This is a genomic window from Streptomyces sp. NPDC047117 (assembly GCF_040643545.1).
GTDB lineage: Bacteria > Actinomycetota > Actinomycetes > Streptomycetales > Streptomycetaceae > Streptomyces.
The window spans coordinates 35,153-48,522 of sequence record NZ_JBEYUN010000007.1 but is presented as its reverse complement, the minus strand read 5'-3'; the positions used below and the strand labels follow the sequence as shown (position 1 = coordinate 48,522).

14 protein-coding genes and 1 pseudogene are annotated in these 13,370 nt (G+C 71.6%); 12 read left to right on the top strand and 3 right to left on the bottom strand.

Features of this window, described 5'->3' with window-relative positions:
- Positions 1–192 precede the first annotated feature (192 nt).
- Positions 193–1,083: pseudogene (locus ABZ840_RS15095) on the top strand (alpha/beta hydrolase).
- Here the strand turns inward: ABZ840_RS15095 and ABZ840_RS15090 are convergent.
- The gene (locus ABZ840_RS15090) at positions 1,084–1,956 is read right to left on the bottom strand and encodes an NAD(P)-binding domain-containing protein (protein WP_361558996.1); all 873 of its coding nucleotides are present in this window, start codon (positions 1,954–1,956) and stop codon (positions 1,084–1,086) included.
- A gap of 112 nt (positions 1,957–2,068) precedes the next feature.
- Between ABZ840_RS15090 and ABZ840_RS15085 the strand changes: the two genes are divergently transcribed.
- Positions 2,069–2,698, top strand: coding sequence for a TetR/AcrR family transcriptional regulator (locus ABZ840_RS15085; RefSeq protein ID WP_361558994.1), 630 nt, complete (start codon positions 2,069–2,071; stop codon positions 2,696–2,698).
- 21 nt (positions 2,699–2,719) lie between these two features.
- On the opposite strand, the gene ABZ840_RS15080 is transcribed toward ABZ840_RS15085, so the two are convergent.
- The gene (locus ABZ840_RS15080) at positions 2,720–4,621 is read right to left on the bottom strand and encodes an ABC transporter ATP-binding protein (RefSeq protein ID WP_361559876.1); all 1,902 of its coding nucleotides are present in this window, start codon (positions 4,619–4,621) and stop codon (positions 2,720–2,722) included.
- 98 nt (positions 4,622–4,719) lie between these two features.
- Positions 4,720–6,453 carry an ABC transporter ATP-binding protein gene (locus tag ABZ840_RS15075; RefSeq protein WP_361558991.1) on the bottom strand — a complete coding sequence of 578 codons (1,734 nt, stop codon included), beginning with the start codon at positions 6,451–6,453 and terminating at the stop codon, positions 4,720–4,722.
- Positions 6,454–6,605: 152 nt separating this feature from the next.
- Here ABZ840_RS15075 and ABZ840_RS15070 point away from each other — a divergent pair, with 152 nt between their 5' ends.
- The 10 genes from ABZ840_RS15070 (at position 6,606) to ABZ840_RS15025 (ending at position 13,363) form a co-directional block, all read left to right on the top strand.
- Positions 6,606–6,869, top strand: a complete 264-nt coding sequence (locus tag ABZ840_RS15070) for a MoaD/ThiS family protein (RefSeq protein ID WP_361558988.1) — start codon at positions 6,606–6,608, stop codon at positions 6,867–6,869.
- A gap of 8 nt (positions 6,870–6,877) precedes the next feature.
- Positions 6,878–8,077, top strand: coding sequence for a hypothetical protein (locus ABZ840_RS15065; protein WP_361558985.1), 1,200 nt, complete (start codon positions 6,878–6,880; stop codon positions 8,075–8,077).
- Between the two features lie 141 nt (positions 8,078–8,218).
- On the top strand, positions 8,219–8,920 hold the full coding sequence (locus tag ABZ840_RS15060; protein WP_361558982.1) for a DUF2993 domain-containing protein: 702 nt from the start codon (positions 8,219–8,221) through the stop codon (positions 8,918–8,920).
- A 200-nt stretch (positions 8,921–9,120) separates the two neighbouring features.
- Positions 9,121–9,228, top strand: a complete 108-nt coding sequence (locus tag ABZ840_RS15055) for a putative leader peptide (protein ID WP_361558979.1) — start codon at positions 9,121–9,123, stop codon at positions 9,226–9,228.
- A gap of 140 nt (positions 9,229–9,368) precedes the next feature.
- The gene (locus tag ABZ840_RS15050) at positions 9,369–10,214 is read left to right on the top strand and encodes a sulfurtransferase (protein WP_361558976.1); all 846 of its coding nucleotides are present in this window, start codon (positions 9,369–9,371) and stop codon (positions 10,212–10,214) included.
- A gap of 38 nt (positions 10,215–10,252) precedes the next feature.
- Complete coding sequence (locus tag ABZ840_RS15045; RefSeq protein WP_030254814.1) at positions 10,253–10,540, top strand: DUF1416 domain-containing protein; 288 nt, start codon at positions 10,253–10,255, stop codon at positions 10,538–10,540.
- Positions 10,541–10,708: 168 nt separating this feature from the next.
- Positions 10,709–10,966 carry a DUF3099 domain-containing protein gene (locus ABZ840_RS15040; RefSeq protein ID WP_361558972.1) on the top strand — a complete coding sequence of 86 codons (258 nt, stop codon included), beginning with the start codon at positions 10,709–10,711 and terminating at the stop codon, positions 10,964–10,966.
- Between the two features lie 256 nt (positions 10,967–11,222).
- Positions 11,223–11,816 carry an FABP family protein gene (locus tag ABZ840_RS15035; RefSeq protein ID WP_361558969.1) on the top strand — a complete coding sequence of 198 codons (594 nt, stop codon included), beginning with the start codon at positions 11,223–11,225 and terminating at the stop codon, positions 11,814–11,816.
- Between the two features lie 34 nt (positions 11,817–11,850).
- On the top strand, positions 11,851–12,309 hold the full coding sequence (locus tag ABZ840_RS15030) for a transcriptional repressor (protein WP_361558966.1): 459 nt from the start codon (positions 11,851–11,853) through the stop codon (positions 12,307–12,309).
- 70 nt (positions 12,310–12,379) lie between these two features.
- Positions 12,380–13,363, top strand: a complete 984-nt coding sequence (locus ABZ840_RS15025; protein ID WP_361558963.1) for a glycine cleavage T C-terminal barrel domain-containing protein — start codon at positions 12,380–12,382, stop codon at positions 13,361–13,363.
- Positions 13,364–13,370 lie beyond the last annotated feature (7 nt).

The window sequence follows — 13,370 nt, the reverse complement described above, 5'->3', positions numbered from 1 at the left end:
TGCGGCACTGCTTCGTACGGTCGCGGGCCCCGCGCCGTTGCGAGGTTCGCGTGCCTCCGGAACGTGAGCGTTCCAGCACGCTCCGCACCCATGGAGCGCGCCTGCGCTCATCCGCGCACCGCACGTCCGAAAGCACAAAAGGACCCGGGGGCTACGCTGCCCGGATCCTCCATGCCCGACAGAATAGCCCACATGCCTTCCCAGTCGACGGCCGACTTTGCGCGATCTTGTGTTCCTTCGATCACTTCGAGTGGCCGGCGCGTAGCCCTGTTGACGGACGACGGCGTGTGCATCGAGGCCGAGCGGCCCCCTGCGCCCACGCGCCGTCCGGCCCGCCGAACGGCCTCGTCGTGGTCCCCGCGCACGGCTTCACCGGCTCGCTGGACCGCCCCGCGCTGCGCCGTGCCGCCGCCGCGTTCGCGCAGTACAGCCCCGTGATCACGTTCTCGTTCCGGGGTCACGGCCGTTCGGGTGGGCGGTCCACGGTGGGTGACCGGGAGGTGCTGGACCCGGCGGCCGCGGTGCGCTGGGCGGGCACCCTGGGTCACACCCGTGTGGCCTCGGTCGGACTCTGGGGGCGCCTCCCACGCCTTCAGGGCAGTGGGGGAGGGCGGGTCGGTCGTGATCCGGCACGCGGCCCAGTACCGCCCGGAGCATGAGGGGCGCACAGGTGCGCACACCGACATGGTGGTGGCCGTGTGCGCCCCTGCCCGCTGGTATTACCGCGGTACCGCGGCGATGCGACGGCTGCACTGGGTGGTGGAACGGCCGCTGGGCCACCTCGTGGGGCGGCTGGGGCTGCGCACCCGTATCCACTCCGAGGCATGGGACCCGGTGCCGCTCTCCCCCACCGAGACCGCCCCGACGATCGCCCCGACCCCGCTGCTCGTCGTGCACGGCGACCGCGACCCGTACTTCCCGCCCGACCGTCCCCGCGCGCCGGCGGCCGCCGCCGCGCCCGGCTCCACCGATCTGTGGATCGAGCGCGGCTACGACCACGCGGAGAACGCCGCCGCCCCGGAACTGCTGGACCGGATCGCGGGGTGGCTCGGCACGCGGACGGCCGGGCCCGCCGGGGACTGATCAGGCGGCGGGCTTCCGCACCAGCTCGATCAGGCTGGTGAAGCTCTCCGTGCCGTACCCCGCCGCCACGCCCCGGCCGAAAAGGGCCGCCAGGGCCGCGGGGACCGTGGTGTCCAGGCCCGCGTCCCGCGCCGCCTGCAGCGCGTGCTCGGTGGTGGCCGCGCACATCGCGAGGGTCGCCTCGTCCCCCGGGTACCGCCCGGCGGCCACGTCCGCCGCGATCGCCGGCAGGAAGGACGACGCGGTCTCCGCCGCCCGCGCCGCGTACGGCAGGTACTCCGCCGCCGGGATGCCGTGCGCCCCGGCCAGCGCCTGGGCCTGCAGGTGCCCGGTCAGCGTGGTCCAGAAGACGGTCATCAGCGCCTGGTAGTAGACCTGCGAGAGGCCCGGGTCGGCGCCGCGGTAGTCGGCTTCGGTGAGCACCTCCAGCGTGGCGCGGTGCGCCTCGAAGACGTCCTCGGGGCCGCTGTAGAAGGTGGCGGACCCCGGCTGCCCGACCAGCGGCGCCGGGACCTGCACACCGCCGGTGAGGTACCGCGCCCCGCGCCCCGCCGCCCACTCCGCGCCCTCGCGGGCCCGCTCCGGGGTGTCGGAGCTGAGGTTGACCACGACCCGTCCGTCCAGCGCGGCCGCGGCCGGCTCCAGTACCGCGTACATCGCGGCGTAGTCCGTCAGGCTCAGCACCACCAGCTCGTTGGCCGCGAGCGCGTCCGCCACCGTGCCGGCCCGCGCCGCCCCCTCCGCCACCAGGTCGTCCGCCCGGCTCGCGGTCCGGTTCCAGACCGTCACCGGGTGCCCGGCCGCCAGCAGCGCCCGGACCATGGCCCGCCCCATCGGTCCGAGCCCGATCAGTGTCACGCCCTGCTTGCTCATGCCCACCCCTTCGACATTCACTAAAACGAGCGTTCTATTCAGAACGCGAGCACGATAGCACCGTCTAAAACGAACGCTCTACTCAATTGCGCGCGCGGATACGATCGGCACCATGCAGAAGACCAAGGGCGGCACGGCCGGGGCCGGGCCGGCCGGAACGGACGGCGGCCCGGCCGCCCCCGGCACCCGCGACCGGATCCTCGCGGCCACCGCACGGCTGCTCCAGCGACAGGGCTACGAGGCCAGCGGCATCAAGCAGATCGCCCGCGAGGCCGACGCCACCCTCGGCTCCGTCTACCACTTCTTCCCCGGCGGGAAGCAGGCGCTGGCGGCCGAGGCGATCCGGCACGGCGACGAGGAGATGACCGAGCTGCTGCGGACGGCGATGGCGAGCGCCGAGGACCCCGCCGAGGCCGTCGTGACCTGCACCCGCATGCTCGGCGAGGCGCTGCGCGCCTCCGGCTGGACCGACGGCTGCCCGGTCACCACCACGGCCCTGGAGACCGTCGGCCGCGCCCCCGACCTGGAGCGCGCCTGCGCCGAGGCGCTCCAGCACTGGCAGGACGTGCTGCGCGACAAGTTCCGTACCGCCGGCATCTCCGCGGCCGACGCGGCAGACCTGGCCCTCACCGTCATGAACACCCTGGAGGGCGCGGAGATGGCCGCCCAGCTCCGGCGCAGCGAAAAGCCGCTCCAGGTGGCGGGACACCACCTGGAGCGGCTGATCAGGCTGTACCTGTAGGCCCGCCGGCCGGGCGCGACGTCAGTCGGTCTCCGCCACGGCCTCCGCGAACTGGGCCGCGTAAAGCCGCGCGTACGCGCCGTCCGCCGCCAGCAGGGCGTCGTGCGTGCCCTGTTCGACGATCGAGCCGGACTCCATGACCAGGATCAGGTCGGCGTCGCGGATCGTGGAGAGCCGGTGCGCGATCACGAAGCTCGTCCGGCCCGACCGCAGCTGCGCCATGGCCTGCTGGATGAGGAGCTCGGTACGGGTGTCCACCGAGCTGGTCGCCTCGTCCAGGACCAGGATCGCGGGCTCGGCGAGGAAGGCACGGGCGATCGTGATCAGCTGTTTCTCGCCGACCGAGACATTGCCGCCCTCCTCGTCGATGACGGTGTCGTAGCCGTCGGGGAGGGTGCGCACGAAGCGGTCGACGTGGGTGGCCTTCGCCGCCTCGACGATCTTGTCCATCGAGGTGCCCGCGGGGGCGCCGTACGCGATGTTCTCCGCGATGGTGCCGCCGAAGAGCCAGGTGTCCTGGAGCACCATGCCGATGTTCGCGCGCAGTTCCTCGCGGGCCATCGCGGCGATGTCCACGCCGTCCAGCGTGATCCGGCCGCCGCTCACCTCGTAGAACCGCATGAGGAGGTTGACCAGCGTCGTCTTGCCGGCCCCCGTGGGCCCGACGATGGCGACGGTCTGGCCCGGGCTGACGGCCAGCGACAGGTCCTCGATGAGCGGCTTCTCCGGGTCGTACCGGAAGGAGACGCGCTCGAAGGCGACCTTGCCCGTGACGTGGTCGGGGCGCGGCGGCTGCTGCGCATCCGGCTCCTGCTCCTCGGCGTCCAGCAGCTCGAAGACCCGCTCGGCAGACGCGACGCCGGACTGCACCAGGTTGGCCATCGAGGCGACCTGGGTGAGCGGCTGGCTGAACTGCCGGGAGTACTGGATGAACGCCTGCACGTCACCGATGGAGAGCGCGCCCGAGGCGACGCGGAGGCCGCCGACCACGGCCACCAGGACGTAGTTGAGGTTGCCGATGAACATCATCGCGGGCTGGATGACGCCGGAGATGAACTGCGCCCTGAAGCCCGCTTCGTAGAGCGCCTCGTTCTCCTTGCGGAAGATCTCGGCGGACTCCTGCTGGCGGCCGAAGACCTTGACCAGGGAGTGCCCGGTGTACATCTCCTCGATGTGCGCGTTGAGCGTGCCGGTGGTCTTCCACTGCTGGACGAACTGCGGCTGCGCCCGCTTGCCGATCCGGGTGGCGACCACCACCGACACCGGCACGGTGATCAGCGCGACCAGCGCCAGCAGCGGCGAGATCCAGAACATCATCGCCAGCACGCCGACGATCGTCAGGAGCGAGGCGACGATCTGGCTGAACGTCTGCTGGAAGGTCTGCTGGATGTTGTCGATGTCGTTCGTCGCGCGGGAGAGCACCTCGCCGCGCGCCTGCTGGTCGAAGTAGCTCAGCGGCAGCCGGGCCAGCTTCTCCTCCACCTGCTCGCGCAGCCGGTAGACGGTCCGCTGCACCACCGTGGTGACGATGCGGGCCTGCACGAAGCCGAAGAGGGAGGACGCGAGGTAGATCGCGAAGACCCAGAGGAGCACCGTGCCGACAGCGCCGAAGTCGATGCCGTGGCCGGGAACCACCGGCATCGTGCCGAGGATGTCGGCCAGTCCGTCCTTGCCCTGATCGCGCAGGGCCTCGACGGCCTGCTCCTTGCTGATCCCCGCGGGCAGTTGGCGGCCGACGATGCCGGCCATGATCAGGTCGGTGGCGTGGCCGAGCACCTTGGGCCCGGCGACCGTCAGCGCGACGCTGACCGTGCCGAGCAGCAGCGCGACGGTGACGACGGCGCGCTCGGGCCGCATCTGGCGCAGCAGCCGCTTGCCCGAGCCCTTGAAGTCCATGGACTTCTCGGTGGGCTGGCCGCCCATGAAGCGGGCCGGGCCCGCGCCGGGTCTGGGGCCCGCCTGCGGGGCCGCCTTCCGCGGGGCCGCGCCCTTCGCCGGGGAGCCGCCCTTGTCCGGGGTACTCACGCCGCCTCCTGCTCGGTGAGCTGGGAGAGCACGATCTCCCGGTACGTCTCGTTCGAGGCCATCAGCTCGGTGTGCGTACCCGTGCCGACGACCCGCCCCTCGTCCAGGACCACGATCCGGTCGGCGCCGCGGATGGTGGACACCCGCTGCGCGACGATCACCACGGTCGCCCGGCCGGTCTCGCGCGCGAGCGCGGCCCGCAGGGCGGCGTCGGTGGCGTAGTCCAGCGCGGAGAAGGAGTCGTCGAAGAGGTAGATCTCGGGCCTGCGGACCAGCGCGCGGGCGATGGCCAGGCGCTGCCGCTGGCCGCCGGAGACATTGCTGCCGCCCTGCGCGACCGACGCCTCCAGGCCGCCCTCCATCCGCTCGACGAAGTCGCGGGCCTGCGCGGTCTCCAGCGCGTGCCACAGCTCCTCGTCGGTGGCGTCCGGCTTGCCGTAGCGCAGGTTGCTCGCGACGGTCCCGGAGAAGAGGTACGGCTTCTGCGGTACGAGGCCGATGGCGTCGGAGAGGGTGCGCGGATCGAGGTGGCGTACGTCCTCGCCGTCCACGAGCACCGCGCCGCCGGTCGCGTCGAACAGCCGGGGCACCAGCCCGAGGAGGGTGGACTTGCCGCTGCCGGTGGAGCCGATGACGGCGGTGGTCTCGCCGGGCCGGGCCACGAGGGAGACGTCCCTCAGGACCGGCTCCTCGGCACCGGGGAAGCGGAACTCCACGCCGCGCAGCTCCAGCTCGCCGTGGCGGCGCAGCTCGGTGACGCCGGCGGCGGGCGGGGTGACGCTGGTGTCGGTGGCCAGTACTTCCTGGATGCGCTCGGCGCAGACCTCGGCGCGCGGCAGCATCATGACCATGAACGTGGCCATCATGATCGACATGAGGATGTACATGAGGTAGCTGAGGAAGGCCGTCAGCGCGCCGATCTCCATGCCGCCGCTGTCGATGCGGTGCCCGCCGAACCAGACGACGGCCACGCTGGAGGCGTTCACGATCAGCATGACCAGCGGGAACATCATCGACATCAGCCGGCCGGCGCGCAGCGAGACGTCGTAGAGGTCGGTGTTGGCCTTCTCGAAGCGGGTCCGCTCGTGCTGGTCCCGGACGAAGGCGCGGATGACGCGGATGCCGGTGATCTGCTCGCGCAGCACGCGGTTGACGGTGTCGATGCGCTCCTGCACGCCGCGGAAGAGCGGCCGCATCCGCCGGACGACCGTCGCCACCAGCACGCCGAGCAGCGGGACGATGACCAGCAGCAGGCCGGAGAGCGGCACGTCCTGGTTGAGCGCCATGACGACGCCGCCGATCATCATGATCGGCGCCGCGACCATCATCGTGAACGTCATCAGCACCAGCATCTGGACCTGCTGGACGTCGTTGGTGGTGCGGGTGATGAGCGAGGGCGCGCCGAAGGAGCCGAGCTCGCGCGCGGAGAAGGACTGCACCCGGTCGAAGACGGCGGCCCTGATGTCGCGGCCGAGCGCCATGGCCGTACGGGCGCCCAGGTAGACGGCGCCGATCGCGCAGACGATCTGCAGCAGCGTCACGGCGATCATGAAGCCGCCGGTGCTGACGATGTAGCCGGTGTCGCCCGCGACGACACCGTTGTCGATGATCTCGGCGTTGAGGGTGGGGAGATAGAGCGTGGCCAGCGTCTGGACGAGCTGGAGCAGCACGATCAGGGATATCGAACGTCTGTGGGGGCGCAAATGCGCCATGGCGAGTCGGACCAGCACCCGCCGAAGCCTATGCGAACGTTTGCCCGCAGCAACCGATATTTCTGTCTTACGGGGTTCCGGCCGCGAGGCTTTGCCATCCCTTGCCCGGGGCAGCGCGTCCGGCGGCGTAGGCCATCATGGAGGCGGCAACGAAGGAGAAGGGGCCGTCCGTGACAACAACAGGCACCGTCCGCTACTGGGCGGCGGCGAAGGCCGCGGCCGGCACGGCCGAGGAGCCGTACACCGCACGCACGCTCGCCGAGGCGCTGGATGCGGCGCGCGCGGCGCACGAGGCGAACCCGGAGTTCGCCCGCGTCCTGCTGCGCTGCTCGTTCCTCGTCGACGGCACCGCGGTCGGCAGCCGCGACCACGCCGCGGTCCCACTGTCCCAGGGCGGCACCGTCGAGGTCCTCCCACCGTTCGCGGGAGGATGAGCGCCGAGATGAGCGACCAGCAGCACGGCCCGTACGGGCAGCGGTACGGGTCCTACGAGGACCCGGCGTACGACAACGGCGCGTACGGCGGTCACGCCTACGGCCAGGGCCAGGGCGGCCACTTCCAGGGCGGCCACCCGCAGGCCCCGTACGCCGGCACCCAGGATCCGTACGCCCAGGACCAGTACGCACAGGGCCAGTACGCCCACGCCCAGGGCCCGTACGCCAACGGCCAGGACCCGTACGCCGACCCGTACGCGCAGCCCCAGGCTCCGTACGCGCAGCCGCAGACGCAGACCTGGGACGGCGCGACCTGGGAGACCGAGGCGGGGCAGCCCGCGCACGCCCCGGCCGCGGCGGAGACCACGCACGTCCCCGCCCAGCCCGCGGCAGCGCAGCCGGCGACCGAGGAGCCCGCGCAGCGGGCCGCGGCCGACGACGACCTCGCGCACCTCGCGCCCAACCAGCGCGCCCGCGCCCTGGGCCACTCGCCGATCATTCCGCCCGGGTTCCAGCCGGCCGCGCTCACGGCGGGGCTCGCCGTGCTGCTCGCGCTGGCGGCGCCGCTGCCCCGGGTGTTCCCGGCCGTGGTGGTCGCGGTTCTGCAGGCGGTCACGGCGGCCGGCTGGTTCCGGCTGAACGGCATGTGGCCGGCCCGGCAGGGCATCGCGCTGGCGTTCCTCGGCGGCCTGGTCACCGACGTCGCGCTGCTGGCCACCGACCGCGAGGCCGCGCCCGTGGTGGGCATCGGCACGCTCGGCGTGTGGTGCCTGCTCGTCCTCGTCCTGCAGCTGCGCAACCGCAGCAGCGCGGACGAGCGGATGTACGCGCTGACCGCGGGGCTCACCTCGTCCGCGCTGGCGGTGCTGGCCGCCGGCCACCTCGCGGCCGAGCCGCACGCCACGGTCACCGGCGCCGTCGCCGTGGCGGTCGCGGTGCTCGCCCGCGCGCTGCCGCTGCCCGGACCGGTCTCGGTCGTCCTGGCGCTGCTGGCCGCGACCGGTGCGGGGATCGCGGCCGGACAGTTCGGCGGCGACGGCGCGGCCGGTGCCGTCCTCGGCTTCGCGGCCGGCGGCTGCGCGCTGATCGGCCTGCGGGTCGCCAGCTACGACTACCCCTCACGGTTCGTGCACCTGACGGCCGGCGTCGCGCTGCCGCTGGCGCTCGCCGCCCCCGCCGTCCACGTCCTGGGCCGCACGCTGGGCTGAGCGGTTTCCCGGTACCCGTGTGCAACCTCTTCAGGCCGGTCACGCTCCTTACGGAGGAAGCGTGACCGGCCTGTTCATGCCGTCGCACAAGGTGCCCGGTTAGGCTCGGCGTCACACCGAAGCATGGGGGGAAGGGGTTCGATGCGTGCTCTGAGAAGGCTCTTGGTGTTCGTGGTCGTCGTCGCGGCGCTGTTCGTCGCCGCGGACCGGCTGGCCGTGAACTTCGCCGAGGACAAGGCCGCCGAGAAGATACGGGGCAGCCTGGGGCTGAGCGAGTCGCCCCAGGTGTCCATCAAGGGCTTCCCCTTCCTCACCCAGGTCGCGAGCGGCACCCTCACCGAGGTCGACGCCTCGCTCGGCGGTATCGAGGCCACCGCCGAGGGGCACCGGCTGCGGGTCACGGAGCTGTCGGCCCAGTTCCACGACGTGAAGCTGAGCAGCGACTACACCTCCATCGAGGGCGCCGCCTCGGCGACCGGCGAGGCCCGTATCGGCTACGCCGACCTGACCAGGGCGGCGGGGGACGGCGTGCGCATCTCGTACGGCGGCACGAGCGGCGGCAAGAGCCAGGTCAAGATCTCGCCGGACATCCCCGTGCTCGACTCCCTCGACGTGGTCGGCACCGTCTCGACGGTGGGCGGCGACACGATACGGCTGCGCGCCGACGAGCTCCCGACGCTGTGCACCGCGGTCCCCGGCTGCGAGGACAAGGTGCGGGCCCGTACGGACCACGACTGGAAGCTGGGCGAGCTGCCGGCCGGGCTGAAGCTGGACCGCGTGACGACCACCCGCGACGGGATAGCGATCTCCGCGAAGGGCACCGACGTCAAGCTGCCGGGCTGACCCGGCGGCCGCCACGGAGCCCCTTGTCCATCCCTTGAGACGGGCTTGTCCGTACCGCGACCCGTGGAGGCCGTCCGGCCCGCCGCCGGACGGCCCGCGCACCGCCGTTCCCACCCTCCGCTTCCACATCGCGGACGCTCATGTCTCAGCATTCGACACACCGGTGACACGCCCCACCGTCCCTCTTTACGATCGGAGCCATGCAGAGCCTGATGAGCCGTTCCCGTACGCGGGGACAGGCGGATCTCACGAAGCGGCGGGCAGTCGACCTGTGCCGCGTCGCCGCCATGCTCTGTCGCTCTGTCTGACGGGTTTCTGCCACCCGTTCTCCCGGCCGTGAGGCCATTCCGCCTGTACCCCCGCGCAGCGCCGCGCGCCTCTGATGCCGCCGCGCGTACCGGCGTACTCCTGCGCAACCGCATCCGAAACTGCCCCGGAGGAGAAAACCATGAGCCGTAGCGACGTCCTCGTCGACGCCGACTGGGTCGAGGCCCACATCGACGACCCCAAGGTGGTCCTCGTCGAGGTGGACGAGGACACCTCGGCCTACGACAAGAACCACATCAAGAACGCGGTCCGTATCGACTGGCAGCAGGACCTGCAGGACCCGGTGCGCCGTGACTTCGTCGACCAGGAGGGCTTCGAGAAGCTCCTGTCGGAGAAGGGCATCGCCAACGACGACACCGTCGTCCTCTACGGCGGCAACAACAACTGGTTCGCCTCCTACGCGTACTGGTACTTCAAGCTCTACGGCCACCAGGACGTCAAGCTCCTCGACGGCGGCCGCAAGAAGTGGGAGCTGGACTCCCGCGACCTGGTCGACGGCTCGCAGGTCCCGAACCGCGCGAAGACCGAGTACAAGGCCAAGCCGCAGGACACCTCCATCCGCGCCTTCCGCGACGACGTCGTGAACGCGATCGGCAACAAGAACCTGGTGGACGTCCGCTCCCCCGACGAGTTCAGCGGCAAGCTGCTCGCCCCGGCGCACCTCCCGCAGGAGCAGTCGCAGCGCCCCGGCCACGTGCCGAGCGCCCGCAACATCCCGTGGTCGAAGAACGCCAACGACGACGGCACCTTCAAGTCCGACGAGGAGCTCAAGGCCCTCTACGAGGACGAGCAGGTCGACCTGGCGAAGGACACCGTCGCCTACTGCCGCATCGGTGAGCGCTCCGCGCTCACCTGGTTCGTGCTGCACGAGCTCCTGGGCCAGGAGAACGTGAAGAACTACGACGGCTCCTGGACCGAGTACGGCTCGCTCGTCGGCGTGCCGATCGAGCTCGGCGCCAACAAGTAAGCCCCGACCCCACCTTCCCTACCCCTCAAGGAATTCCCATGTGTGGAGCACAGGCCGGCGGCCCCGACGCGTCGACCATCAAGCCCGGCGAGACCACGATCCAGGGCAGCGTGACCAAGGACGGCGAGCCCGTCACCGGTTACGTCCGCCTGCTGGACAGCACCGGTGAGTTCACCGCCGAGGTCCCCACCTCGGCCACCGGACAGTTCCGCTTCTACGCGGCCGAGGGCACCTGGACGCTGCGCGCGCTCGTCCCGGGCGGCACCGCCGACCGCACCGTGGTCGCCCAGCAGGGTGGCCTCGCGGAGGTCGCCATCGCCGTCTGACGCAGACCGTCCCCGGACGGTCCGCGACACGGCTGGAGGGCCGCACCCCAGGGGTTTGGACGCCTTGGCTGGGGGTGCGGCCCTCCGCGCTTTCCCGCCCTCCCTACGGCTCGCCGTACGGAGGGCTCAGCGCTGTTCAGGCCCGTCGCGCGGATCTACCGTGGAGGTATGTCCGTGCAGCGCCGTCACCGCAGGTACTACGCCATGATGGCCACCTGCATCGCGCTCTTCGTCCTGGCGTGGGGCGTCGTGCGGCTGTGGTCCATTCCCGCGGCGGTGGCCATGTGCGTGGTCGCCATGGTCATCCCGCCCTTCGCGGCGATCGTGGCGAACCGCAGGGAGCCGGGTGAGCGCTGGTGGGACGAGTCCGGCGACCCGGAGTCCGACCGCTGGTGGCGCGAGCTGGACGACAAGGACCACAGGTGAGCGCCTGTCCGGCCCCTGGGGCGGACCTCACAGCGCCGTCGCTCCCTGCGGCGACTAGACTCACCTACGGTCCGTAAACCCTCACTCTGTCCGAGGAGCGCGCTCGTGCTTGAGGCATTCTTCACCGCCCTGCTTGTCCTGGTCGCCGTCGGCGTCGTCGCCTTCGCCGGTCTGACCTGGAAGAAGCTGTACCAGGGTCAGCGCTGACCGCGCCCGGACCGAGACTGTCCACCTCCTATAGATCGCCTGAGCTCTCATGATCGAGATCCCGTCCGACCTGAACCCGGCCCTCGTACCGCTGGCCTTCCTCCTGGGCAACTGGGAGGGTGCGGGCGTCGCCGACTTCCCCGGCACCGAGAAGTGCAACTTCGGGCAGGAGGTCACCTTCTCCCACGACGGCCGTGACTTCCTGGAGTACCACTCGCACAGCTGGGTGCTCGACGGCGAGGGCAAGAAGGTCCGCCCGCTGGAGTCCGAGAGCGGCTACTGGCGCATCGACAAGGACCGCAAGGTCGAGATCGTCATGGTCCGCGACCAGGGCGTCGTCGAGGTCTGGTACGGCGAGCTGGCCGACCAGAAGCCGCAGATCGACCTGGCGACGGACGCCGTGGCCCGTACCGAGGCCTCGGGCCCGTACAGCGGCGGCAAGCGGCTCTACGGCTACGTCAACAGCGACCTGATGTGGGTCGGTGAGAAGGCCACGCCGGACGTCCCGCTGCGCCCGTACATGTCGGCCCACCTGAAGAAGGTCGCGGACGCCGACCTCAAGCAGTGGGCGGAGAGCCTGCCCGAGGACATGCCCGACGGCGTCTCCTTCTTCAACCCGGACGGCACGCCCTACAAGCCGTAACACCCCGCCGACGGGCGTACCTACACTGGGGGGCGTGGTGACCACCGACTGGCAGAGCGACCTCCGCAAGCGCGGATACCGTCTGACGCCCCAGCGGCAGCTCGTGCTGGAGGCGGTCGACCGGCTGGAGCACGCCACGCCCGACGAGATCCTCACCGAGGTGCGCAGGACGGCGGGCGGCGTCAACATCTCCACGGTCTACCGCACCCTGGAGCTGCTGGAGGAGCTGGGCCTCGTCAGCCACGCCCACCTCGGGCACGGCGCGCCCACGTACCACCTCGCCGACCGGCATCACCACATCCACCTGGTGTGCCGGGACTGCACCGAGGTGATCGAGGCCGACCTGTCGGTCGCCGCGCCCTTCCGGGAGACGCTGCAGAAGACGTTCGGGTTCGACACGGACCTGAAGCACTTCGCGATCTTCGGGCGGTGCCGGGAGTGCACCGCGAAGGCGGGCGGCGAGGACGAGGCACCCGCGGCGGATCCCGGCTGAGACCGGGCTTCCCGCTCTCGCACCGGGACGGACCGGCCGACCGGTACTACCGGGACGTACGCTGGAGCACATGCTGCGTCCATCAGAAGCCAGCCCCTTGCTGTCGCTGCCCGGTGCCGTCCCCGCCGAGGCCCCCGACGAAGGCGTCGCCGCGCACTACGGCGACCTCTTCCGCGAGCAACGCGCCCTTGCGGACGGCGCGGGCTTCGTGGACCTCTCGCACCGCGGCGTCCTCGCCGTCTCCGGCCCCGAGCGGCTGAGCTGGCTGCACCTGCTGCTCACCCAGCACGTCAGCGAGCTGGCGCCCGGCCACGCCACCGAGGCGCTGATCCTCTCCGCCAACGGCCACATCGAGCACGCGCTCTACCTCGTCGACGACGGCGAGACGACCTGGCTGCACACCGAGCCCGGCACCCAGGAAGCGCTGCTCGCGTACCTGGAGAGCATGAAGTTCTTCTACCGGGTCGAGGTGGCCGACCGTACGGACGAGCTGGCCGTCGTGCACCTGCCGGCCGGCTCCATCGCCGAGACGCCCAAGGACGCCGCCGCCGTCCGCGAGACGCCGCACGGCCGCGACCTCTTCCTGCCGCGTGCCTCCCTGGAGGAATTCGCCGGGACGCACGGCCCGGCGATCGGCGTGCTCGCCCTGGAGGCGCTGCGCGTCGAGGCGCACCGGCCGCGGCTGGGCCTGGAGACCGACCACCGCACCATCCCGCACGAGCTGGGCTGGATCGGCACGGCCGTCCACCTCCAGAAGGGCTGCTACCGCGGCCAGGAGACCGTCGCCCGCGTCCACAACCTGGGGAAGCCGCCGCGCCGGCTGGTCTTCCTGCACCTGGACGGCAGCGAGGTGAAGCTGCCGGGACACGGCGCGCCGGTCCGGCTCGCCGCCGACGGCCCCGAGGGGCGCCAGATCGGGTTCATCACGACCTCGGCCCGCCACCACGAGCTGGGCCCGATCGCGCTGGCCCTGGTCAAGCGGAACGTGAAGGCGGACGCCGAACTCATGGCGGACACCACGGCGGCGGCCCAGGAGATCGTGGTCGAGCCGTAGCGGGGCC

What these genes read in the sequence shown, in the direction of transcription:
- ABZ840_RS15090 (WP_361558996.1), bottom strand. Translation starts at nt 1,956, where the DNA reads ATGAGCAAGCAGGGCGTGACACTGATCGGGCTCGGACCGATGGGGCGG.
- ABZ840_RS15085 (WP_361558994.1), top strand. Translation starts at nt 2,069, where the DNA reads ATGCAGAAGACCAAGGGCGGCACGGCCGGGGCCGGGCCGGCCGGAACG.
- ABZ840_RS15080 (WP_361559876.1), bottom strand. Translation starts at nt 4,621, where the DNA reads ATGGGCGGCCAGCCCACCGAGAAGTCCATGGACTTCAAGGGCTCGGGC.
- ABZ840_RS15065 (WP_361558985.1), top strand. Translation starts at nt 6,878, where the DNA reads ATGAGCGACCAGCAGCACGGCCCGTACGGGCAGCGGTACGGGTCCTAC.
- ABZ840_RS15060 (WP_361558982.1), top strand. Translation starts at nt 8,219, where the DNA reads ATGCGTGCTCTGAGAAGGCTCTTGGTGTTCGTGGTCGTCGTCGCGGCG.
- ABZ840_RS15055 (WP_361558979.1), top strand. Translation starts at nt 9,121, where the DNA reads ATGCAGAGCCTGATGAGCCGTTCCCGTACGCGGGGACAGGCGGATCTC.
- ABZ840_RS15050 (WP_361558976.1), top strand. Translation starts at nt 9,369, where the DNA reads ATGAGCCGTAGCGACGTCCTCGTCGACGCCGACTGGGTCGAGGCCCAC.
- ABZ840_RS15045 (WP_030254814.1), top strand. Translation starts at nt 10,253, where the DNA reads ATGTGTGGAGCACAGGCCGGCGGCCCCGACGCGTCGACCATCAAGCCC.
- ABZ840_RS15040 (WP_361558972.1), top strand. Translation starts at nt 10,709, where the DNA reads ATGTCCGTGCAGCGCCGTCACCGCAGGTACTACGCCATGATGGCCACC.
- ABZ840_RS15035 (WP_361558969.1), top strand. Translation starts at nt 11,223, where the DNA reads ATGATCGAGATCCCGTCCGACCTGAACCCGGCCCTCGTACCGCTGGCC.
- ABZ840_RS15025 (WP_361558963.1), top strand. Translation starts at nt 12,380, where the DNA reads ATGCTGCGTCCATCAGAAGCCAGCCCCTTGCTGTCGCTGCCCGGTGCC.